The organism is Roseovarius sp. MMSF_3298 (assembly GCF_030733705.1).
Taxonomy (GTDB): domain Bacteria; phylum Pseudomonadota; class Alphaproteobacteria; order Rhodobacterales; family Rhodobacteraceae; genus Roseovarius; species Roseovarius confluentis.
The window spans coordinates 146,017-168,330 of record NZ_JASHIN010000005.1 but is presented as its reverse complement, the minus strand read 5'-3'; the positions used below and the strand labels follow the sequence as shown (position 1 = coordinate 168,330).

At 59.0% G+C, this 22,314-nt stretch carries 15 protein-coding genes, 1 tRNA gene and 2 pseudogenes; 5 read left to right on the top strand and 13 right to left on the bottom strand.

Annotated elements, in window-relative coordinates:
- Positions 1-22: 22 nt before the first annotated feature.
- Positions 23-598, bottom strand: coding sequence for a cobalamin biosynthesis protein CobQ (locus tag RBB18_RS07020; protein ID WP_103762307.1), 576 nt, complete (start codon positions 596-598; stop codon positions 23-25).
- 171 nt (positions 599-769) lie between these two features.
- Between RBB18_RS07020 and RBB18_RS07015 the strand changes: the two genes are divergently transcribed.
- Positions 770-2,197 (top strand): cobyric acid synthase, encoded by a 1,428-nt coding sequence (locus RBB18_RS07015; protein WP_306110627.1) that lies wholly within the window; start codon positions 770-772, stop codon positions 2,195-2,197.
- Here the strand turns inward: RBB18_RS07015 and RBB18_RS07010 are convergent.
- From RBB18_RS07010 to RBB18_RS06995, 4 genes and pseudogenes are all read right to left on the bottom strand, one after another.
- Complete coding sequence (locus RBB18_RS07010) at positions 2,194-3,426, bottom strand: hypothetical protein (RefSeq protein WP_306110626.1); 1,233 nt, start codon at positions 3,424-3,426, stop codon at positions 2,194-2,196. The genes RBB18_RS07015 and RBB18_RS07010 overlap by 4 nt on opposite strands.
- A gap of 111 nt (positions 3,427-3,537) precedes the next feature.
- A complete protein-coding gene (locus RBB18_RS07005; protein WP_306110625.1) occupies positions 3,538-4,923 on the bottom strand; it encodes a TolC family outer membrane protein in 1,386 nt (461 codons plus the stop codon).
- 74 nt (positions 4,924-4,997) lie between these two features.
- A complete protein-coding gene (locus RBB18_RS07000) occupies positions 4,998-5,651 on the bottom strand; it encodes a protein-L-isoaspartate O-methyltransferase (RefSeq protein ID WP_103762303.1) in 654 nt (217 codons plus the stop codon).
- A gap of 178 nt (positions 5,652-5,829) precedes the next feature.
- Positions 5,830-6,254: pseudogene (locus RBB18_RS06995) on the bottom strand (DDE-type integrase/transposase/recombinase); the annotation flags it as partial.
- Between the two features lie 76 nt (positions 6,255-6,330).
- On the opposite strand from RBB18_RS06995, the gene RBB18_RS06990 reads away from it, so the two are divergent.
- Positions 6,331-6,404, top strand: a tRNA-Cys gene (locus tag RBB18_RS06990).
- A gap of 292 nt (positions 6,405-6,696) precedes the next feature.
- Positions 6,697-8,058: a site-specific integrase gene (locus tag RBB18_RS06985; RefSeq protein WP_306110624.1), complete on the top strand. Its 1,362-nt coding sequence runs from the start codon at positions 6,697-6,699 to the stop codon at positions 8,056-8,058.
- Positions 8,059-8,286: 228 nt separating this feature from the next.
- Here RBB18_RS06985 and RBB18_RS06980 read toward each other — a convergent pair whose 3' ends face one another.
- From RBB18_RS06980 to RBB18_RS06945, 8 genes and pseudogenes are all read right to left on the bottom strand, one after another.
- Positions 8,287-9,720, bottom strand: coding sequence for a hypothetical protein (locus RBB18_RS06980; protein ID WP_306110623.1), 1,434 nt, complete (start codon positions 9,718-9,720; stop codon positions 8,287-8,289).
- Positions 9,721-9,773: 53 nt separating this feature from the next.
- On the bottom strand, positions 9,774-10,763 hold the full coding sequence (locus tag RBB18_RS06975) for a restriction endonuclease (RefSeq protein ID WP_306110622.1): 990 nt from the start codon (positions 10,761-10,763) through the stop codon (positions 9,774-9,776).
- A gap of 47 nt (positions 10,764-10,810) precedes the next feature.
- Positions 10,811-14,263 carry a DNA methyltransferase gene (locus RBB18_RS06970; RefSeq protein WP_306110621.1) on the bottom strand — a complete coding sequence of 1,151 codons (3,453 nt, stop codon included), beginning with the start codon at positions 14,261-14,263 and terminating at the stop codon, positions 10,811-10,813.
- Positions 14,264-14,309: 46 nt separating this feature from the next.
- Positions 14,310-15,941, bottom strand: a complete 1,632-nt coding sequence (locus RBB18_RS06965) for a TIGR04141 family sporadically distributed protein (protein ID WP_306110620.1) — start codon at positions 15,939-15,941, stop codon at positions 14,310-14,312.
- A gap of 651 nt (positions 15,942-16,592) precedes the next feature.
- Positions 16,593-16,724 (bottom strand): annotated as a pseudogene (locus RBB18_RS06960) (IS110 family transposase); the annotation flags it as partial.
- 162 nt (positions 16,725-16,886) lie between these two features.
- Entirely contained in the window at positions 16,887-18,089 is a 1,203-nt protein-coding gene (locus RBB18_RS06955) for a CaiB/BaiF CoA-transferase family protein (protein ID WP_274592487.1), read from the bottom strand.
- On the bottom strand, positions 18,086-18,862 hold the full coding sequence (locus tag RBB18_RS06950) for an enoyl-CoA hydratase/isomerase family protein (protein ID WP_103762300.1): 777 nt from the start codon (positions 18,860-18,862) through the stop codon (positions 18,086-18,088). The genes RBB18_RS06955 and RBB18_RS06950 overlap by 4 nt, the downstream gene beginning before the upstream one ends.
- A 133-nt stretch (positions 18,863-18,995) precedes the next feature.
- Entirely contained in the window at positions 18,996-19,697 is a 702-nt protein-coding gene (locus RBB18_RS06945) for a GntR family transcriptional regulator (RefSeq protein WP_274592489.1), read from the bottom strand.
- Positions 19,698-20,098: 401 nt separating this feature from the next.
- On the opposite strand from RBB18_RS06945, the gene RBB18_RS06940 reads away from it, so the two are divergent.
- Together RBB18_RS06940 and RBB18_RS06935 are read left to right on the top strand one after the other, a co-directional pair.
- Positions 20,099-21,286 carry an alanine--glyoxylate aminotransferase family protein gene (locus RBB18_RS06940; RefSeq protein WP_306110619.1) on the top strand — a complete coding sequence of 396 codons (1,188 nt, stop codon included), beginning with the start codon at positions 20,099-20,101 and terminating at the stop codon, positions 21,284-21,286.
- Between the two features lie 33 nt (positions 21,287-21,319).
- Positions 21,320-22,300 carry a TRAP transporter substrate-binding protein gene (locus RBB18_RS06935; protein ID WP_103762297.1) on the top strand — a complete coding sequence of 327 codons (981 nt, stop codon included), beginning with the start codon at positions 21,320-21,322 and terminating at the stop codon, positions 22,298-22,300.
- Positions 22,301-22,314: the final 14 nt, after the last annotated feature.

Sequence of the window (22,314 nt, the reverse complement as noted above, 5' to 3'; positions counted from 1 at the left end):
AGGGCTCTTTCGTTTCCAACGGTTACGTGGCGAACACGAAGGCCCAGATGAACAGCGGGAAAAGCTCCAACCCCGCCAACACCGCGATCAACAGCCGCGACCGCAAACTGGGAAACCGCCATATCAGAACGCCGCACAGCACCGCCGACACGCCCATTTCAATCGGCCCGACCACCCCGGCATGATGCGCCCTGTCCCAGTAACTGATCGGGCTTTGAAACACCCAGTCGGTCAGCGGCCAGAAATGCGGCCGTCCGTCATCGTGGTGCAAGGCCAAATCCAGCGCCAGATGCATCAGGCCTGATGCGGCAAACACCATGCCGTTCCGCGCGCCACACCACCACGACAATACCAGCCCCAGGCCCCAGACAAGAACCGAATTGTCGATCCGGAACACCTGTTGCCACGCGTCGGAAAAGTAAAGCGTGCCAAAAACATACCCCGGATCAAGCCCCAGCAGGTAAAGCGAGACCGCGACCATCACGTAAAGCGACAGATCAGGCGCCAGCCCGCCGGCCACAGCGGCAACCGTGCGCCGCCGATCAAACGGTCGGGCAAAGGCCGCCGCCGCGAATATCACGTGGGCCGGCGTGTTCATCTCTTCCCTCCCCGCCGGTGCAACCGTACCCCTGTGCACGAACTAAAGCGTTTCGCGATAACCCTGTGTCACAGCTTATCGCGAAACGCAGCACAACAGCCAATCGTTGCAGGCGTTTCGCCTTTCGCTGCTGGCTCAGGTAAAAGGCGAAACGCTTTATGGAGAGGCACCGTGGCAAAATCCATCATGATCCAGGGCACCGCCTCGAATGTAGGCAAGTCCCTGATCGTCGCCGGTCTGGGCCGGGCCTGCCTGCGCCGCGGCCTGTCCGTCGCCCCGTTCAAGCCACAGAACCTGTCCAACAACGCGGCTGTCACTGAAGATGGCGGCGAGATCGGCCGCGCCCAGGCATTGCAGGCCAGGGCCTGTGGTCGCGCGCCCCACACGGACATGAACCCTGTGCTGCTCAAGCCTCAGGCCGAGGGCGACATGCAGGTAATTGTACACGGGCAACGATGCACCGATCCCCGGCCTCTCCTGCCTCTGGTCATGGACAGTTTTCGAAGGCTCTGTGGAACTGCCGATCTGATCCTGGTCGAGGGCGCGGGAAGCCCGGCAGAGATCAACCTGCGCCAGTCGGACATCGCCAACATGGGCGTCGCCGAAGCAGCCGACCTGCCCGTCATCCTCGTGGGCGACATAGAGCGGGGCGGCGTCATCGCCCAGCTTGTCGGCACCCAAGCGGTGCTCGCGCCCTCCGACGCAGCGCGCATCAAGGCCTTTGCCATCAACAAGTTCCATGGTGATCCCCGGCTGTTCGACGACGGGCTCGCACAGATCGCCGCCCGCACCGGCTGGTCTTCGCTGGGCGTCATCCCGTGGTTCCACGACGCCTGGCGCCTGCCTGCCGAAGACGTGATCGACATCGCCCAGTCCGCCGGCGCCGGGCTGCGCGTGGCCGTACCTCAGCTCGATCGCATCGCCAATTTCGACGATTTCGATCCGCTCGCTTGCGAGCCGCAAGTCAGCGTCGAGATCATTGCGCCCGGCCGCCCCCTGCCGGGCGATGCAGATCTCGTGCTGATCCCCGGCAGCAAATCCACCATCGCCGATCTTGCCGCCTTCCGCGCCAATGGCTGGGACATAGACCTTGCCGCGCATATCCGTCGCGGCGGGCATGTACTCGGGCTTTGCGGCGGCTATCAGATGCTGGGCCGCTCGGTGTCCGACCCAGAGGGGATCGAAGGCACGGCTGGAACCGTTGCCGGCCTTGGCCATCTGGACTGCAAAACCCTCCTGGGTCCCGAGAAGCACCTGTCGCAGGCAAGAGCCACCTACCTGCCGACAGGCGAAACGCTGACAGGCTACGAGATCCACATGGGCCGCACGGAAGGTTCCGATTGTGCCCGGGCCTGGCTGTCCATCGACGGCCGCCCCGAGGGCGCCGCCGATCCCTCGGGCCGCATCATGGGCTGCTACATGCACGGGATTTTCGCTTCAGACACGTTCCGCGCAGCTTTCCTCGCCGGTTTCGGGCAACGATCAGAAATCGCTTTCGACATGTCTGTCGAGGCGGCGCTCGACGCGCTGGCCGATCACCTGGAAAACACACTGAACGTAGATATGATTCTGGATCTGGCCGAAACACCCAGGGGCTAGTCGAGGTCCTGGCCCATCATCGCGCGGTGGATTTCGCGCCGTACCAGTTTCCGAACGTTGCGCGTGATCCGTTCACCCAGCGTGCCTTGCAATTCCTGCCGCACGATCTCGCTCACCAGGTCGCGCAGCGCGTCCTCGTCCAGGACCGCGTCGGTATCCTCGCGGTACCAGCTATTGTCGTTTCCGGCATTCTCTGCCTCGACGGTGCCGGACTTGCGCGCGTGCGAGGCCTGCCCCTCATCCTTCTCCGCCTCTGGCTCGGGGCGCGCGGTCTGGCCGGACGCCATGTCCGGCTCCGCAAAGGTCATGTCAGCATCTGGCTCGCCCGCGTCCTGGGCGGCATCCGCCGGCTCTTTATGCATCATGCGCGACGTGAAAACGGGCACGGCCGCCTCTAAATGATCTTCCCAAGGCAGCGGTTCAGTCTGCCCCCCCGCATAGGCGTCTTCGGACGCGCCATCCGGCTCCCATTGATCATCGCGCGCGGCGACGGCGGCCTCGACCTCCGCGATCCGCGCCTCAAGCTCTGAGCCCACGGTCTCACGTCCGGACCATTCGCCTTCGGCGGCAACGCCGGCCTCACCGGGCGCGACATCCACATCTTCCGCGAACGCCGCCGCTTCGAAATCATCATCCTCGTCGGACAGGTCCTCGGGCCCGTCGCCAGGCGCCTCGTTCTCGTCTTGCCAAGCGTCAGGGGACGCGGCCATGTCGCCCTCTGCGGTCAGCCACTCTTTCAGCTGCGCGTCGTCACCCTGCGGCGACTCCTCGCTCTCTTCGGGCGACAGATCGCTCAGAGCCTCCGGCTGCGTTGTTTCGTGGTCGTCATCCGGGTCACCTTCATCCGACTGCTCCAGCGCCCCAGCCTCGGCATCATCGGGATCGACCTGCCATTGCCCAAGCGTCAGATGCTGCGGGTCCTCGTCCTCTGGCGCTTTCACGTCATGCTCGGCGCCGTCCGCGTCGTCCTTCTGATCTTCCGGCTCAACCCGGAACGACGGGGTCAGCACCAGCCGCGCATCGCCTTTGGGCGCAGCCTCGTCCGGCTTGACGGGCGCGGCATCATCGGGCAGCCCGTGATCTTGGAGAGAATGGTCCGTGGCTTTCTCGGCCTCGGCTGCACGCTCAGGGCTCGCGTCCTTCGAAACAGAGGGTTTGTCGACGGATACGAGCCGACGAATAGAAGACAAAACGTCTTCGATTTCCGCATTCGAGACGGGATCAGACATGCTCAACTACCATTCTTGCCTGTGCGTCACTGTAGCGGCTGCTGCATATTCGCACAACATTTTAGAACGCCGCCTTTTAGGCGCTTTCGCCGCTCCGGGCCCGCTTGGCGGTCATTTACGTCCAAGCGATTTCAGAACCCGGTCCAGTTGCTTTCCCTGCTTGCTCAGCGGCACGGGCGCATCCTTGACCAGGTTGTAATAGGCCGCCGGGTCGTAGGTCTGCACGTTCAGGTTCAGGTCCTTCGCCGTCAATTGGCCGATGGCCGAAAGTACCTGGTAAGCCGCGATGGCCACGTCGACATCCGCTGAAATCAGGTTGCTGCGTGCGTCGAGCAGTTCCTGCTCGGCGTTCAGCACATCCAGCGTCGTCCTCGCGCCCAGCGTCGCCTCTTCGCGGACGCCACGGAACGCAACTTGTGCTGCGCGCACTTGCTCACGGCTGGCTTCACGCACAACCTGGGCCGATTGCAAGATGGCAAATGCGTTGCCGACGTCCTGCACGACCGCGCGGCGCACAACGTGAAGGTTGCCTCGGGCCGCGTCACGCTGTGCCTGCGCTTGCCGCTTGGCCGAACTCAGCAGCCCACCCTGGTAGATCGGCGCCCGCATGTTCAGCCCGAAACTGCCCGACCGGTTGTAATCGCTGTTGTCCAGGCTTTCGCTGACGCCTAGCGTGCCTTGTGCGGTAAACCGCGGCTTCATCGCGGCATCGGCGGCCAGGATCGTCAAATCAGCCGATGCCACCCGGCGCTGTGCCTCCAGGATGTCGGGATGGTTGCGTACCGCGATGTTCTTCGAGGTTTCGACCCCGCCGGACAGGTTCGGCAGCTGGCGCGGAGATTGCAACGCTCCCGGCGACCGGCCCACCACGGCAATGTATTCCTCGATCGCCTGCGCAAGGTTGCCCTGCGCCTGGGCCAGTTCCCCTTGCGTGCTGGCGACACGCGCTTCGGCCTGAGCCACGTCGGTGCGCGTCACCTCGCCCACTTCGAAACGGTCGCGGGCAGCCCGCAACTCCTGCCGCAGCAGGCGCAGGTTGTTCTGGCGCAGCGACACGAACTCGCGATTGCGTTGCACGTCGTAAAAGGCCGCCACGGCCCGCAACAACACCTGCTGCTCGATGCTGCGCAACGATTGCCGCGTGGCAAGGACGGTCTCTTTTGCAGCGTCGATCTGGAACCGGGTCTGGCCGAAATCGAACAGCAACAGTTCCAGCGTGACGCCGGTGCTGAACGTCACATCGCGCGTGGTATTGATCAGGTTGTTGCCCCGGCCCTCGCCGAAGTCCCGCGTGATGTCGGCCGTCCAGTTGATGATCGGCCGCAACCCGGCGACGGCCTGCGCCACATCCTCATCCGCCGCCCGCAACAGCGCACGGTTCTGCTCCAGCAGACCGCTGTGCTCATAGGCCCAGGCCAGCGCCTGACCCAGCGTCTCGGATTTCGCAGCACCCGGTAGCGCCGTTGCGCCCGCCAGCACAAGAATTCCGGCCGCCATCCACTTCCTCACCATCGGGAAGGGGGCGTTTTTCGCTGTCGTTTCCGGCCTCTGCACGGCTTGCCCTCGCCCGATCATAGGGTAAACGCCGCGTGCCGTTCGAAGCCCGCCAGAACGGGCGCACCGGCATTGAAAGCAAACCGCCAATTCATCTCTCCGTCGATCTTGTAGCCCACGCGCACCGCGCCCAGTCCGCCCTCTGCGAAAAGGCAGGCGATGCGCCCGCCTTCCTTGATCTGGTCAATGATCGCTTCCGGCAGGTGTTCGACCGCGCCCTGAACCATCACCACGTCATAGGGGCCATGTTCCGCCGCACCGTCCGCCAACGGACCTTCGTGAACAATCACGTTGTCGGAGCCCTGCTCCGACAGGATCCCACGGGCTTCCTCGGCCATGTCCCCGATCTCCTCGACGGCAACCACGGCTTCACCCATGCGGGCGGCAACGGCAGATGAATATCCATAGCCACACCCCAGATCGAGCACCAATTCGTCGGCACGAATATCCAATGCATCCAGCATCTTGGACAGCGTCCGCGGCTCCAGGGCAACCCGACCGCCGCCAAGGTCGATATTCTCCCCGACATAGGCCGCCTCTCTCAGGTGACGGGGCACGAATGCTTCACGCGCGACCGACAGCATGGCGTCGATGATGGGAAACTTGGTGACATCAGAGGGGCGCACCTGGGTATCGACCATCATGGTCCGGCGCGCGGCGAAATCGGTCATCTGGTCTTCCCTGTAGTTGAAGAATCCTGCCTAACGTTTTGCCACAAACCCTCGCCCCTCACAATGGGCTTAAACCGAGCGGTACAGATCACACCTTCCCCGTTCAGGAAACAGTCGGCAAAACACCCCCCAGCCAGGTCTGTCGTACGGGTCTGCCGCCGGCTTCGTGGACGGCGACTTAAGCTTTCATAGCCCGCTCCTTCAGGTTGACAGGGCTTGGATAGCCGATAGTCGAGTGCCGAAGCTTGGGATTGAAAAGTCGTTTGATGTCTTCGAAGACGTATGCACAAGCGTGGTTCCTGGTATTGTAAGCGTTGCGCCTGTTCCGTTCTGTTTTCTGCGACAAAAAAACGCTCTCCGTCCCCGCGTTGTCCCGGACTTTTACGAAACGGTTCATCCATTGCCGGGCAGGCGTATACAAGGCATGCCGCCGAGCGGCGAACATATGATACCGTGATCCGCCATCAGGCGCTGAAATGGTTCTTTCGTGTATTGGCTGCCTTGGTCGGAACGATGCAGGAGCTTTTTCGGCCTGCCCCTTAGCCAAATCACCATGACCAGCGTATGCGTGACCATTCGCGATGTCATCCGATCGCTTATCGACCTTGCACAGGAGGTCTGGACATCGCGCCGACGAAACACTAAGCAAGCATTTCAGGCCAGACGGCCCACCACGGATGGCGAGTTGGCGGAGTGGTGACGCAGCGGATTGCAAATCCGTGTACACCGGTTCGATTCCGGTACTCGCCTCCATTTTCTTCTAAATCATAGGCTTAGCGGCTGGATAGTCGGGTGTGACACAAAGTGGGACACAAACCCTATGATGCTGTCATCTTATCTAACTCGCTCCAGACATGGTGTTTTTTACTTCCGCTGGCCTATCCCTCCGTCCATAGAGGGAAAACGACAGACCGTCCGCATATCGCTGCGTACTAGGTGCCCTGACCACGCTGGTGATCTGGCCCGCTACCTAGCATCGTGTGGCAGATTGTTGAAGGACCACAAGGCTTTGACCCGACTTAGGCAAGACGAGATACGCGCGCACGTGCAACAGTACTTCCGGTCCCAACTGGACAAGTACCTTGAGCACATGAATGACAGGGGCCTCTCCCCGCAGTCTTTTGACGCAATGCGTCAGGAGTTGGCGGTGCATGAAAACGCTGAGGACGGCGACGACCTGTTATCCGACCTCTATATCGACCGTGACGAGTTCTGCACAGCCGTGGGTCTTGCCAGACCCCAATGGGACGAAAATCTGCCATCTCTCCGCCGGGAGTGGCGGAAAGGCCGCCAAGACATGCTGAGGCGCGTCCTGGAGGCCGCTGAGCGCCTTGAGCACTATTCCTTTGACGATGTACCGCCGCAAGAGGCTCAGGCCACTCCTGCGCCCGTTATCCCCACCTCCTCGCCCTTGGGTGCCGCTGTGGGCGACTTCATTTCTGAGCACGCTCGCCAGTGGACGCTCAAGACGACGGGGCAGAACCGGGCCTACCTGAACATCCTCATTGAGTACTTCGGGCCGGAGCGACACCTTGGCACGATCACGAAACAAGACGCCAGCGCCGTGAAAAAAGTGCTGCAAGACCTTCCTGCAAGCCGGAACACCAAGCCCAAGTTGAAGGCAAAGCCGCTGATGGAGGTAATCAAGGAGCCGGGGCACAAGAAAGTATCGGCCAAGACGATCAACAGCCATATTCAGATGTTCAAGATGTTTTTCGATTGGGCAGAACGCCATGGATATTCTCCGCATAGCCTCTTTGACGGAATGAAAGTGGCGAAGGCCAAGAAGAGCAAATCTGAACGCAAGCCTTTCTCGCCTAATCAAGTCTGCCGCCTCTACACTGAGTTGACCGAAAACACCTCTGGGCTGGTTCGCAAGGAAAGTCACAAGTGGGGCATGCTGCTAGGCATGTTCACCGGCGCACGTCTGAACGAGATATGCCAACTCGACATTGCCGACGTACAGCAGGATGGCGATATATGGTTCTTGAACATCACTGACACAGGCGACGAAGCAAAGCGTGTTAAGTCCAAAGCAGGCAGGCGCAAGGTGCCCGTACATTCTGAGTTGGTTGGTCTAGGCTTCCTTGATTTTGTAGATAGTCGCCGACGCGGGACACGCCTATTCCCAGATTACAGCTACAGCGCCAATGGTGGCTACGGCCGGAACTTGGGCCGCTGGTGCAATGAGAGTTTCTTACCCAAGCTAGGCATCAAGGAGCCGGGTCTAGTATTCCATAGCTTTCGGCACACGGCCATAACACGGATGCGTCAAGCGAGTGTTGAGTTGCCGTTGGTACAGGAGATCGTCGGGCACGAGCGCGAAACAGTGACAGACGGCTATTTCGTAGAGGGCCACACGCTGGGACAGAAGAAAAAAGCTATCGAGAAAATCACTATACAATAGGCTGCCCTCAAGCTGGCCACCGAAACCAAACTGCTTATTTGAACCACGTCAAATAGCCCAATCCAACCCGCCCGTCATTTATGAAGGAAGTCATCCGCTTTTGGCGCTCCTTATCGTTACCAGTAATGAGGGAGCGCCGGGAGGCGTGACCGATTGGGTTACATGCCCGGTGTACTCTCAGCCGATACTATTAAGCATTTATTTCATGAGTTGCTTAATCCTTCGTCATTAAAGGGAACAACTAGCGTCGCCCAATAATGCGCGGCCTCGGTTTTGGCGGAAAGCCAACAACCTCGCCTCATAGCCAGATGGGTCCAGTAAATCACCGATGTCCACCTCGATAGGCTGGTCGCCGGGTTCAACCGCCTCGCCTACACCTATGTCGATACAGACCCGTCCAGAGATACCGAACTGCGTTTTGAAAGCCTCATTCATTGCACTGGCTAAGTCTTGCGCAAGTCCGTGGTGGACGATGAAGCTGTCATGCACAGGAAGGCACGCGTAGCCCATGCCTGCAAACACCAACATGACTGTCTCTGCGAGGTCACTGTCTTTGCGTTGCAGACGTAGCCCAACCCCAGACCCAAAGTGGTTGTGGAACTCAGGATACTGCGCAACGACGAACCGCTTGAACTCCTGCCAGCCCCGCCCTGTCAGGTCAGCAGAATAGCTTTCAATCTCATTGATGGTGTCTATATTGTCGGCATTCAGCAGTGCATTAAAGGTGTGCTTCACCAGTTTGCGCTCCGCGGTATTTCCTGTCCCTGTAAGACATCGCTCGTAAGGATCGTCGGGAATGGTCTTGCCTGCCTGGGCATAGAGCATGGCCGCGTGTAGCCCTGAGTAGTCCACTTCAACTGTACGCTTTCCATCGATTAGGATGTAGGGCCTTAGCGCGCTTGAGCAACTGGTCCACCAAGCACCGTAAAAGCGCCCGCCTTGTGCCCAGTCATTGTTGTTGAAAACACGGTAGACGGTCCTTGCCGCGAAGTCGAAGGACTGGGCGGCTTCTTTATCTCTGGTTCTCGCGATCCGCTTCAACTCGACCGCCATTTGATCGTCCGTCAAAGCCAAGTCAGCCCAATGATTTTTGAGCATGTTGTTTATGCTCCGTAGCCGATCACGCGCTTTGTTCGCGAAGGTGTTGTCGTTGTACTCGATGAGAGACTTCTCGGTGTCCTTCAGGCGAATGCCCTCTGCATTCGGATGTCTTCTGAGATCGACCGTCGAAGTGCCTGTAGCGTCAAGACCATGCAATAGCTTCGGCGTAGCCATATAGCGAGCTACACGGCTATTCTTCTTGGCCGGATCGTCCCAATGCGGCGTGCTGACGAAAATCAATCCGGCACTCTTGAGGATTTCCATCGCGTCGGTAAATGTGCGCGCCGATATGAAGCTGGCACCATACCGAGACTGGCTGAAATCCTGCAGTGCCTCCCAGCCAGTAGAAATGCCAACTTCTAGTTCGGGGTCGCTCTCATGTGCTCGAAAGAGGTCCAAAACTATCGCGCGGATCGCCGCCTCAAAGCGTGACTGCGCCTCACTTCGACGTCTGCGACGCCGCGTTTCTGCTGCGGTCAGGTCTGCGCACAAGCGATCCAGATAAGCAGACAGAACCGAGTTATCGGTGGTCCACTGAGGGTCAAACGGACGATCACTCATGGCTTCGTATCTGTTTGCTTTTGCGGTGTCTCACAGCGATCATCGGGCGCGCATTACCGCAGGTCAGGCACATATATCTGCCGAAGCGGTATCATCGTTCGGTACCGAGGAGACAACTGCGAATAATGCTTTACAACCAGCTCAAACAACTCGTCTCCGTCAATGAGCCGTAGCTTAGATAGGTTGCGCTCGGACAGTCGTGCCTTGCGATCATAGGCTCCGAGGGTAACGAATAGCCCGTACTCGCCTTCGACCAGCGTCCCGAGTAGTTCGCGCACCTGTGGCTCGTTTATCTGATTGGTCGTGCGCTTGCACTGGACTTTGATGATGGGTGGCTCAAACCCAAGTTTGTCATTGTGAGCGATGACGTCGATACCACCGTCGCCGGACTTCTGCGTGATGCGAACTGTGTAGCCCATGCACTCCAATAAATGCGCAATGAAGTGCTCGAAGTCGTGCCCAGACAGTTGTGTATGGATGCGCTTAATGACGAAGTCCTGGGCTGTCTCCTCAGCCTGTCGTGTGACAGTGCTCGAAACGCTGTCATCATCCGGTGTCGTGTCTTGGTCCTCGTCCTCACTTGGCGAGACGGTTGGGTCCACCTTCGCTAAGAACTCTGCTGCGTGGTTCTTCACTTTGAAGAGCGTAAGGAACGAGCCGATCTCATAGAGGGCTGATTGGCTAAAGTCGCTACGCGGGAAGTGTCCGAGCCACTTTACGATACGAGAGTTGGGGTACTCCCGTGCATCACTCTTAGGGCCAGCATCATAGGCGAACTCTCCTGTGAACTCTCCGATGTTGATCATGCGGTCATGCTTGGAAGGGTAGACGACATAGTCGCCTGCCTTGGCCTCGTGCACGAAGCGATAAATCACTCCAGCCTCTACAGGCACGGCTCCTTCCTTCTTGTCAGGGTATGCCGAAAAGATCGCTTCCTTGATTGCCGATCTATCGGCGGGCAGCTTGCTTAGGTCTCCCATCTCCGACCAACCGATTGAAACACGCGTGCTGTCTACGGCTGCGGCTCCGATCTCTTCGGGCATGTGAATGCCCCAAACTGTCGCCATCTGTGGTGTCTCCTCGTGTCAGGTCACGCGGTGTAGGTGCCGTTGTCTGTCTGCACAGCCTGACCTAGAGCCGCGAGGCTTTCCAAGAGGGGCTGTACGCTGGTGGTACGGGCGCGTTTGAAGGTACGGGCGATTTGTTCGGGGGTGGCTTCTCCGGCCTCTTCCAGAGCCTCTCGGACGGCGGCGATCTGGTCGGGGAGGGTTTTGGGCCAAGGCGCCTTGTCCACGGTCGTGGCCAAGCCCACGTCGAGTTCGGATTGCTTGCCTTTGGCCTCTGTGGTGCCTGCCGGGTTCTGATACTCTGGGCGGAGCCAGCGGACGTGGCCTTGTGCCTCTTCTGCGGCACGCTCGCGGTTTAGGTCCACGAGGCGGAACAGGATCTCGTCGTCAGAAAGGTCAGCAGGCCAGCCATAGGCTTCGGCAACCGCTGCGTCGATTTGGTCGTGAAGGTCGCGCAGGATGCCGACAAACCCTTGCTCGTAAATCTCGCGATCCTTGCCTTCAATGGTCTCACCCGCGCGTGCCTGCTCCAAGACGTTGTACATTTTGGTCAGGGTCAGCTTCGGGTGTTCCGCGAGCCTTGCCTTCCGGTGCGCGTCCAACTCGTCTGCCAAGAGCCCAAGCCGGGCTTTGAGTTGCGGCGTGATCTCCGGGAATGGGAAAGGGTCGAAACAGCGGGATTTATTGTAACGCGGGTCGTTGCCATATCCGAGCCGCCCACCTGCGGCCAAGGACCACACAATATGGATACGGCTGGACAGAATGGCGAGGTGTTCGCCGCCGTCGAGACCAATGGCTATGAGCATGTTGTCGGGCAGGATCGCGGCATCTAGAAACTGGAACACGCGGTGCTTGGTCGTCTCGACAGTTGCTATATAGCGAGGCAGGCCTGCGAGCGCGGGGCGCAGGTCCTTGCGGGGTTCCCCATGTATCCACCAGTTCTTGCGGTAGCTATCGCGGTTATTCTGGTCCCGTTCAGGTTTCACGTTGTCCGCTACGTGCTGGTAAACGGCTGGAAACTGGTGTCTGGCCTCTTCCTCCGACAGACCGAAGAGGTCGACCACCATCACGCCGCGCGGGGTCGCTGTCAGGTCGCGTCCGTTTCGGTAGTGACGGATGACGCGTTCGGTGCCGGGGACAGTACCCAGTCCAAGTTTCTTCGCCTCTTCGGGCGTTACGATGAAGCCAGAGCCAATCAACTGCATTCCGCGATAACCAAGGCCGTAGTTGGCAATAAGTGGCTTCGTGCCTGCCAAATCTGCACCAATCGTCAGGTTGGAGTAGATCTTGCCGGTCTGCATACCCAGCGTCACGGCTCGACCATCGGCTTCGTTCCGCTCCTTGTTCTCGGCTTTGACCGTGACCAGCCGACCCATGCGGTTGCCAGCGCCTGCTACCGTCATGGCGATGCGCACAGCGGCCCCATAGAGCGTATCGACCCACGGGTGGTCCGGGATAGCGAAGAGCAGCGAGACGGGCTTTTTGGGATCGGCCAGATGCGGCTCCAGCACCCGGCGGTTGAACGTCTGGCGCAGCGAGTTGGTGGTAATCAATCCGAACCGCCGCACGCCCTTGCTCGTCCTAGCGTTGTAGCTACGAGCCAAGAGCGCGGCTTTCTCCCACCAATACATCACCAAATCGGCGCTTTGTGGCATCTTGGGGTAGGCCTTCCACAGCGCCTCTGCATAGCCGTCGCCAAGGCTCTCACGCAGTCGGCTGGCGCCGATAAACGGCGGGTTTCCAACGATGAAATCCGCTTCGGGCCATGTGGTAGCCTTGGGCTTCACATAGTCATAGACCTGCACGCGGGCGTCAGGGTCCGGCACCTCTTCGCCTGTCACCGGATGGCGTTTGGTGGTCACACCGTCCCAGCGGGTCACAGGCGCTCCGTCTACGTCCATGCGGGGTAGACGATCCTCCCAACCCAGCACCGCGTCCCGGTGTTCGATGTTATGGAAGTCACGCAGTACAGGCTCGGACGGTGAGGCATTGCCATGTGTGCGAAAGTGCCATTGGAGATAGCCGATCCAGAGCACGAGTTCTGCAACATTAGCGGCCCACGGGTTGAGTTCGATCCCGAGGAACTGGTGTGGGTCAACAGTCATGCCTGATAGACCCAGAGCGCCTTGATCTTCGCCCAGATCGGATAGAAGCGCCGTCACTTCACCCTCTAACCGTTTCATCATCTCTAGTGCTACGTAGAGGAAGTTGCCGGAGCCACAGGCGGGGTCCAGCACGCGTGTTTCACACAGTTTTCGGTGGAAGCCGTGGACCAGCTTGCGGGCCTCGTCATCCTTGCCGTCCTCGGTGAGGCGCTGCACGGCGGTCTGCACGTCTTTCCAGTCCTCACGCAGCGGTTCGATGATTGTGGGGGTCACGAGCCTCTCCACATAGGCGCGTGGCGTGTAATGCGCTCCCAGCTTGTGGCGCTGGGTCTTGTCGAGGGCGCGTTCGAGGAGTGTGCCGAAAATAGCCGGCTCCACCTGCTTCCAATCTGCCTCTGCAGCTTCGATGAGCAGCCCGAGTTGAAGTTCATTCAGGGGCAACGCGTCGGCGTCCTTGAACAGCCCGCCGTTGAACTTTTTGAGGTCCTGCATGAGGATTTGCGAGAAGCCACCGGTATTCATCACCTCCCAAAGCCCTTTGAGTGCGGGTTCGGCATGTTCTGGGTGGCCCCTGAGCTTGATGAGGAGGTCTGTGAAGCTGCGGGCTGGAATGAGTTCCACGTCTTCTGCGAACATGGAGAAGAGGCAACGCATGAGGAAACGGGCCACAGTCTCGGTAGAATGTCCCTGGCCCTCGAAACTCTTGCCGAGTTCGGCCAAGTGCGCGGCAATGTCTCGTGTAACGGCCGCAGACACAAGCGAGGGGTCGAGGTCTATGGGCTTCTCCCAGATGAGCCTGAGGCGCTCACGGACGTCCTCATCTCTGAGGTCGTCCATTGTGATGCGGTAGCGGTTGCCATCCGGGTATTGAGTGTAGCCCTGACCTTGGCCGGAGAAGTCGGCGTAGACTTCAATCACATGACCTACATCTACGACAAGTAGGAAGGGAGGCCAGCCATCTTCGCGGGCGATGGCACGGGCGTATCGATCCGCTTGGTTGCGGGCCTTGAGCATAGTGTCGTCCCAGCGCCGTGTGCCCCGGACGCCGTGCCCTACTCTTGCCTGACTTGGTGCATCATCGGTGAGCATAGAAAGCTGGTTCGGGTCCTGCCTTGTCTTGCCCTCTGTTCCCTGCTTAGCTTCGAGGACGAAACACCCCTTTCGGTAGAGGTCGATGAAGCCGTGGGAACGTGTGGAGGTCGGGCCGAAGTCAACGGGTCGTTCAAAGCGGTAGTGGTCGTTCTGGTTGTCACTGGTGGCTACGGCAGGTTCCTCGACGCCAAGTAGTTGCGTCAGCTCGATACCGAAGCGTTGGAAGTTGGCACGTTCGCTACCGCCACTGGAACGCCAGCGTTTGATGAAATCGTCCACCGCTACAGACATTGGTCAACCAATACTCGGGCAAAAATGTTGTGTCTCACTCTGCCTTCTTCGCTCTTGGCTTGCGTTTCTTCTTTTTTCCCGCCTTCTTCGGTGACACATCGGAGACGTAGCCAAAGTATGCAGGTATACTCATTCGTCGAAAATCTCTCATGACCCTCGACAAAGCAATCCTTGAAAATAGAGGGAGGTTTTCTGACAGCTTGGATACGTCCTTGTGTGTTGCGATAGCATACCAAACCTCGAAACCGTTGCCTTGTAGCGATTTCTTGAAGCTGACACTGTCGATACCAAGGTCATTTGCCAGTTTCACAAACTTGTCCAAGCACGCGGCCTCATCTTTGTGGGCTATGGTCGCCACTAGTCCTTGATTGAACAAGTGGCTTAGTTGGTTTGAGAGCGTTGAGACCTTCACATGGATATGCTTGAACTCTGATCCATTTTTTTGAACAAGATCACATGGTTCGATTTGTGTTTGGCCTTTTGGAGCGATGTTCGTTTTATCAAATAGGTATGTATCCGCGATAGCCTTCGACACATCCTTATTGTAGTCGCCTTCAGTGGCATGATTGTAATCGGGTAGGCCGACTGCCTTGCAGAGTGGATCAAGCGTTGCGCTTAGCTCGGCTACAAAGCTGTCTTCAACCTTGAACCAACCGCCGTCGTTTAGATGGTACAACGCCCCAGAGGCGGGCTCTCGCAAATCGACGACCAAGCATCTTAGCATCGGCCATGATTGCCGAACCTGACCTTCCTCGTTCGTAAGCCGAAGGCTATGCCTTTTTAGGTCCGCAATAGTTATCGAGGCTATATCGAAATCGTTTTCTTCTAGGTACTCGAGGTAAATGCCGAAATAGAGATCGTCGTAAATACGGCTCGCTCCAGCACCGGAGAATGAGGACCAATCATTATCGCCATAATCGACTATCTCAGGGATACAAAGTGCAACTGCCTCATCCCGTTCGGCGACTTTCTGAATAAGAAGCCGATTAAGCTTCTCGATAGTTTCAGGGTCCTTAACAGGCGCGACATTCTGCACATTTGGAAAGGTCTCCTTAAAATCCTCCGCGCTGTAAAGCGTCAACAGCTTCGCAAGAAGCTTGGAAAGTTCCTTGGGCTGCACCTTTGATGCAATACGAAGACTACTTGCGCCGGTAGCGTGCTTAAAAAAGTCATGAAACTCGCTCTTTACGTGGCCTGTTAGTGTCTTCAACACCGAAGTGTCTGCATCGAAGTCGAAATACGTTAGGTCGGAAACCGTTGGAACTTGCGTTCTCCTCCTCCGAGAAACACCGGGCTCCAACGTGTCCGTACTTTTGAGCTTGTGGGGGTCTAGTGCATTTAGTGTGACGCGGATGCCAAAGTCGTACTCGTAGGAGTATGGTTTTAAGTTATGCATGACATGTCCGAAAGTCAGAGCAAAAGTTCGACCTCCTGATGGAACTATTGCGATGACCCCCTTCAACGTCTGCTTAATGTCTTTCTTTATGCCGAAGTAGCCGCGCCACCACGGAGAAATAGGGACGCTATCAAGAAGGTATAGCTTAGAGCCTTCTGGCAGGATGCTTACATCGTCTACTTCTTCAAGAGGATGGTCGTCCTTTAGAGCATTTGATGCGTCGTATTCCTGCTTAAGCAAGTAGATCGAAAATGATCTGGTCTTTGTCATATAAGTGCCTAACGAATAAAGGTTTTGGTTGCCCCCAAACTACAACTCAAAGGTGTGACGAAAACAAGTCCTTCGGATCGTTATACTGCACGTCATTTCTCGACACTTTTTTTCGAGGACCCATCTACCCGTCCGAGCATGCGATGTTCCCCCGTAACCCTACCCCCGGTCACTTGATCCGAAACAGGACATCATTGCCGCTCTACTTTTTCCATAGCCCCAAGACGAGTAAACCGCCCAGCCAAAACATAAGGCGCTTTTTGGAGGGGCAATGCGCACCAGTCTGGACGCTTATAGTCGGAGGCGACTAGCAGGATCGGCCTTGACAGCAGGGGCTACCGGAATGCATGAGTGTGACACAAAGTGCGACACACAACTCAACCTCGCACTCGATTTTCCAAGCCCCCCAATGGCTTAGAAATATGGTAGCGGGTCCGGTACTCGCCTCCATTTAATATCAATGACTTAGTATATTTCGACGTGAGCGCAGGCAGCAGCGTTTACAGTATCGTTTACACTTTTGTTCATGCTCTGCCCCTTTTGGCATCCGCCAGCTTTCGCAATACCGCGTCGGTTTCCGCCGGCGAAAACGCTCTCCACAAAATCCTGGCAAATCCAACAATACAGCGCGGCCAGCTTCTCAAAAGTTGCTGCCAGCGTCAGTGGCCTGATCTGCTTGCGCAGAACCCGGTGCCCAGACGTATCGAAACCCACGATGTGAAATGTGTCCTTGCCGATATCGATGCCGATCGACATCAGCCCATTTAAGTCTTTTTTCACCATGCTACTTCTCCAATTGGCAGAAGCAGGCAAAGCTGAACCTGCCGGTGAAGCAGCCGGTACATCCCATTGCCGGACATTCCTGGTGATTGCGGCGAAGGTCCCAAAGAAAACCTGAACCCGCGATTGCCGCGACCAGTAGCGAGCGCAAACTCGATCAAGCAACTACGACACGATAAGCGCCCCTTTCCCCTCGAGCGAACGGATCTCGTCTTGCGAATACCCATGCTCGGTCAAGATTTCCGCGCCATGCTGACCGAGCGTGGGCGCCGGGATGGTAACGGCGCCCGGGGTGCCGCTGAACTTGATCGGAAGCCCGATGGCCTTGACCGCGCCGGCCTCCGGATGATCGGTTTCCACGATCATGTCCCGTGCCAGGGCCTGCGGGTCGCGGTGCATCTCGGAGATGGTCATCACCGGCCCCGCGGGCAGGCCCGCGGCCTCCATCCGGTCCAGCCAGTCTTTCGTGTCTTGCTGTACGAAATGGCTTTCGAGAATCGGAACGAGCTCCTGCAGGTTTTGCATACGAGCGTGGTTGGTCTCGAATCGGGGATCGCTGCCGAGTTCGGGCGCGTCGAGGATCTCGAGCAGGCGCATCCAGTTGCGCTGGTTGGCGGCGCCCACATTGATCCAGCCGTCGCGCGTGCGGAACGATTGGTAAGGCGCGTTGAGCGGATGGGCCGAACCGAGTGCGCCCGGCGACTCGCCTGTGGCGAAAGCGATTGCGGATTGCCAGTACGTCAGGGAGATACCCGCCTCGAAGAGCGAGGTATCAACCATCTGTCCTTCGCCCGTCTTTTGGGCATGCGAATAGGCTGAAACGCACCCCAGGGCCGCTAGAAAACCAGCGGTGATATCTGAAATCGGCGCGCCCGGCTTGACCGGTGGACGGCCCGGCCCTTCGCCCGTGATCGACATCAGGCCCGACATGCCCTGCGCGATCAGGTCAAAGCCGCCACGCTCGGCATAGGGACCAGTGCGCCCAAACCCGGAGATTGCGCAATAGACCAGCTTCGGATTGCTTTTGCGCAGGCTTTCATAGCCGAGACCAAGCCGCTCCATCGTATCGTGGCGATAGTTCTCGATCACCACGTCGGCACTTTCGAGAAGTTTGCGCAGGGCCGCGATAGCATCCGGTTCTTTAAGGTTCAGCGCGATGCCGCGCTTGTTGCGGTTCATCATCAGGTAGGCGGCGCTTTCGCCGTTGATGTCGGGCGGCAGAAAACGGCGACTGTCGTCGCCGTCCGGCTTTTCGACCTTGATCACGTCGGCGCCCATGTCGGCGAGCATCATGCCGCAAGCAGGGCCGGCCATGATATGCGCCAGTTCGATGACTTTCATGCCGGCAAGGGGACCTTGGTTGCTCATTTTCCACTCCACTCGGGTTTGGTCTTGTTCAGGAAGGCTTCCAGCCCGTGCTTGAAATCCTCGCTCATGTAGCACATGGCGATAAGGTCCTTGTCCTCCACAGCGAGCGCCTCTCGATTGCGGCGCATCGCCTCCTTCGTGGCCCTCAGGGTCAGCGGCGCCATGTCAGCCAGGTGGTCGGCCAGTGCTTGGGCACGCTGCAGGAGAGCCTCTTCATCGGAAAGGACCTCGGAAACGAGGCCGGTCGCCAGGGCTTCGTCGGCGGTCATCAGGCGCGCGGTGAATATCATCTCGCGGACGCGCCCGGCGCCGATTAGCTCACTCAGGCGGGCGAGGTTGCCGGCATTGAGGCAATTGCCCAGCGTCCGGGCGATGGGAAAGCCGAACTTCAGCTGCGCGCTCGCGATCCTGATGTCGCAGGCCGCGGCGATCGAGGCACCACCGCCGGTACAAGCGCCGTGGATGGCAGCCACGGTGGGCACGGGACAAGTATCCACGGCGGTCAGGATGCGGGTGATCTCGTTCTCGTAGTCATGCGCGTCCTGCGCCGTCTTGAAGCCGCGGAACTGCGTCATGTCCGTGCCCGCCGCGAAGGCCTTGCCGCCTGCGCCATGGATGACCACCGCGCGCACCGATCCGTCTGTCGGAACGTTGGCGCAGATGTCGGCCAATTCCTCGTACATGGCGAAGGTGAGGGCATTGCGCGCCTCGGGCCGGTTGAAAGCGATCCAGAGCGTGTTGTCGCGACGCTGGGAGTGAAGTTCGTTTGTCATCTTGAGAAGGTCTCCACGGAATTACGGGGATTTGCTGATCGGAAATCGAGCAGCATGCGGGGTGTGAGCAGGTCGGCGGGCCGAGGGTGGCGGCGGCGCGGCGCGTGCTCTTCCGGTACGGAAGGTGGCGCTGTCATCGCGGGGCCGGCGTTTCAGGCGTTTCGACGTCGAGAACGCCAGAGCCCAACGCCTTCAGGTGCGCCGCGAACTTGTTCATCATGTGCGTCTTCATTACCTGTCCAAGTCCTTTCGCATCGCGGTTGCGAAGTTTCTCCATGATCTCCTCATGCTCCTCGATCGCCTGTGCCCAGCGCTCTTCCGACAGGTTGACCATAAACCGTGCTCGGCGGATGCGTGCGCCGAGCATACGGTGGTGCAGTTCCAGGATATCGTTTCGCGCGCCCTTCAGCAGTGCGTTGTGGATGTCCTGATTGGCCTTGAAGTAGGTTTTGCGATTTCCGGCTTTGTATGCACTGACCATCGCGGCGTGCCTTTTCTCGATGCCTTGGACCTCGGCCTCGCTGAGGTTGCTGCAGGCCATCTCGCCGATGAGTTGTTCCAGCGCCGCGATGACGGGAAACGTGCTCTCGATCTCCGCGCGCGTCACCTCGGCAACGCGCGCGCCCCGGTTTGCCTGCAGGATGACAAGCCCCTCGGAGCCGAGCACCTTGAGCGCTTCGCGCAACGGCGTCCTCGAGACGCCGAAGGTTTCGCAAAGGTCCTTTTCGGGCACCTTCTCGCCCGGTTTGAGGGCATCTTCCACGATCAAGTTGCGCAATCGTTCAACCAGTTCCTGATGGAGGGTCTGGCGGGTGATATTTCCTCCCAAGCTCATGAAGGCCTCCTAATGATCGATGACCTGCTCCGGCAAGCGCGAGGCGTGCTGCCGCCGCGCGGAAGCACCGGCACGGCTTCTTCGCGGGTGATGTCCCTGATGGCCCCGATATCATTCACGCTGCGGGGGACAAGCACCGCGTCCGGAAACGTCTGGTAGATTGATGCGTCCGTTGCACAGCGTGCGCGCGCCGCGTCATTGGCCATTGCAGAACCTTCGACGGCAGCGCTCAGGCAGCTTGAAAGACGGCTGTTTTCACGCATGCAACTCTGATTTTCCTCCCTGTTCCGGGCGTGATCCTGAACGCGGAACTTTTTTGTTGACTGAATTATGAGTTCATAATTACGTTCGTGCAATACAAATTAGCGTCGGCCAACGTGCGCCACGGAGGACAAGTTGCGATGCGCCAAGCTGGCAGACACTTCCTGCAAATCCCCGGCCCAAGTGCTGTTCCCGATCGGATACTGAAGGCGATCGGACAGCAAACCATCGATCATCGCGGTCCCGATTTTGCCGATGTCGGCAAGAGGGCGCTGGACGGCATGAAGAGCATCTTCAAGACCGAACAGAACGTATTCATCTTCCCGGCCTCGGGCACCGGCGCGTGGGAGGCGGCACTGGTGAACACATTGTCGCCCGGCGACAAGGTACTGATGTTCGAGACCGGGCACTTCGCGACGCTGTGGAACAAGATGGCGCGCAAAATCGGGCTGGAGCCGGAGTTCCTGGAAGGCGACTGGCGCGGCGGGGCCGAGCCCGACCGGATCGAGGCGCGCCTGCGCGAGGACAAGGGCCACGAGATCAAGGCGGTCTGCGTGGTGCATAACGAGACCTCGACGGGGTCGGTTTCGCCCATCGCTGAAGTGCGCAAGGCGATCGACGCGGCGGGGCATCCGGCGCTTTTGATGGTCGACTCGATCTCGGGCCTCGCCTCAATCGACTTCCGCTTCGACGAATGGGGGGTGGATGTTTGCGTGTCGGGCTCGCAGAAGGGGCTGATGCTTCCACCGGGGCTGAGTTTCAATGCCGTGAGCGAGCGCGCGCTCAAGCATGCCAAGTCTGTGACCATGCCGCGCAGCTATTGGGACTGGCAGGACATGGTCGGGCCGAACGCAACGGGGTATTTTCCCTACACGCCCGGCACCAACCTGCTTTACGGTTTGAACGAAGCAATCGACATGCTGCACGAGGAAGGCCTGGACAACGTCTTTGCCCGCCATGCGCGCCATGGCGCCGCGACGCGGGCGGCGGTGCGAGCATGGGGTCTCGAGGTCCTCTGTGCCCGGCAAGGGCAGGAATCCGGGGTCCTGACCGCGGTGATGGTCCCTGAAGGCCATTCTGCCGATGTGTTCCGCGCAACAACGCTGAAACACTATGACATCTCGCTCGGCAATGGCCTGTCGAAAGTGGCCGACAAGGTGTTCCGCATCGGGCATCTGGGCGACTTCAACGACCTGATGCTGATGGCAACGCTGTCCGGTGTTGAAATGGGGCTGGGAAAAGCCGGCGTCCCGCACCAGTCTGGAGGCGCGCAAGCGGCGATGGACCACCTGAAGGAATCCGACAAGTCGCGGTTTGCCGCGGAATAACGCTCTGGGAGGAGCATTTAGGGAGGAGAACCTATGACTATCAAAGCAACTATTCTAGCCAGCGTGGCCGCGATCGCCATGCCATTGGCGGCAACCGCCGCGGACCTGACACTGCGCTTCGGCCATGTCGGCAACCCCGGATCGCTCTTCGAGGCCTCCGCGGATGCCTTTGCCGAGTGCGCGAACGGCAAGCTGGGCGACAAGGCCGAAGTGCAGACTTTCGGCGCCAGCCAGCTGGGCAAGGACCGCGAGCTGCTGCAGAAGCTGAAGCTCGGACAGGTGGATTTCTCGCTGCCGTCGTCGGTGATGTCGTCGGTCGCGCCGGAATTCGGCGTTTTCGAGATGCCCTACATCGTCAAGGACCGCGATCACATGCGCCGCATTCAGGCCGAACTGGGTGACGTATTCCAGGCGGCGGCGCAGCGCGAGGGATACCGGATCATCGGTTACTTCGAGAACGGTTTCCGCCATATCACCAACAACATTCGTCCGATCAACAAGCCTGAGGACTTGGAAGGCGTCAAGCTGCGCACGCCGAACGGCGAGTGGCGTGTGAAGATGTTCCAGCTTTACGGCGCGAACCCATCGCCGATGGCGTTCTCGGAAGTCTTTACCGCGCTGCAGACCAACGTGATCGACGGGCAGGAAAACCCCTACGCTCAGATCGCATCGGCGAAGTTCCAGGAAGTGCAGAAGTACCTGTCGATCACGGGGCACGTCTACACGCCGGGTTATGTCCTCGTTGCCGAAAACCAGTGGCAGAAGCTGCCGGAAGATGTGCGCGCCGAACTCGAGGCGTGCGGTGCCGAGACGCAGGATTTTGTCTATGAGCACGCGGCGAAGCTGGAGACCGAGCTTCTCGAGGTAATCCGCGAGGCCGGCGTCGAGGTCAACGAGGCCGACAACCAGGCCTTCATCGATGCCTCAGCGCCGATCTACGAAGAGTTCTCTACGTCTGTCGAGGGCGGTGCGGAACTGATCGAGACAATTCAGAGCCTCGCGTCCGGCTCCTGACCCCGAATGCGCAG

Coding starts and splice junctions, on each gene's coding strand:
- RBB18_RS07020 (WP_103762307.1), bottom strand. CDS start 598: ATGAACACGCCGGCCCACGTGATATTCGCGGCGGCGGCCTTTGCCCGA.
- RBB18_RS07010 (WP_306110626.1), bottom strand. CDS start 3,426: ATGTCTGATCCCGTCTCGAATGCGGAAATCGAAGACGTTTTGTCTTCT.
- RBB18_RS07005 (WP_306110625.1), bottom strand. CDS start 4,923: ATGGCGGCCGGAATTCTTGTGCTGGCGGGCGCAACGGCGCTACCGGGT.
- RBB18_RS07000 (WP_103762303.1), bottom strand. CDS start 5,651: ATGACCGATTTCGCCGCGCGCCGGACCATGATGGTCGATACCCAGGTG.
- RBB18_RS06980 (WP_306110623.1), bottom strand. CDS start 9,720: ATGAGTGATCGTCCGTTTGACCCTCAGTGGACCACCGATAACTCGGTT.
- RBB18_RS06975 (WP_306110622.1), bottom strand. CDS start 10,763: ATGCCCGAAGAGATCGGAGCCGCAGCCGTAGACAGCACGCGTGTTTCA.
- RBB18_RS06965 (WP_306110620.1), bottom strand. CDS start 15,941: ATGACAAAGACCAGATCATTTTCGATCTACTTGCTTAAGCAGGAATAC.
- RBB18_RS06955 (WP_274592487.1), bottom strand. CDS start 18,089: ATGAGCAACCAAGGTCCCCTTGCCGGCATGAAAGTCATCGAACTGGCG.
- RBB18_RS06950 (WP_103762300.1), bottom strand. CDS start 18,862: ATGACAAACGAACTTCACTCCCAGCGTCGCGACAACACGCTCTGGATC.
- RBB18_RS06945 (WP_274592489.1), bottom strand. CDS start 19,697: ATGAGCTTGGGAGGAAATATCACCCGCCAGACCCTCCATCAGGAACTG.
- RBB18_RS06940 (WP_306110619.1), top strand. CDS start 20,099: ATGCGCCAAGCTGGCAGACACTTCCTGCAAATCCCCGGCCCAAGTGCT.
- RBB18_RS06935 (WP_103762297.1), top strand. CDS start 21,320: ATGACTATCAAAGCAACTATTCTAGCCAGCGTGGCCGCGATCGCCATG.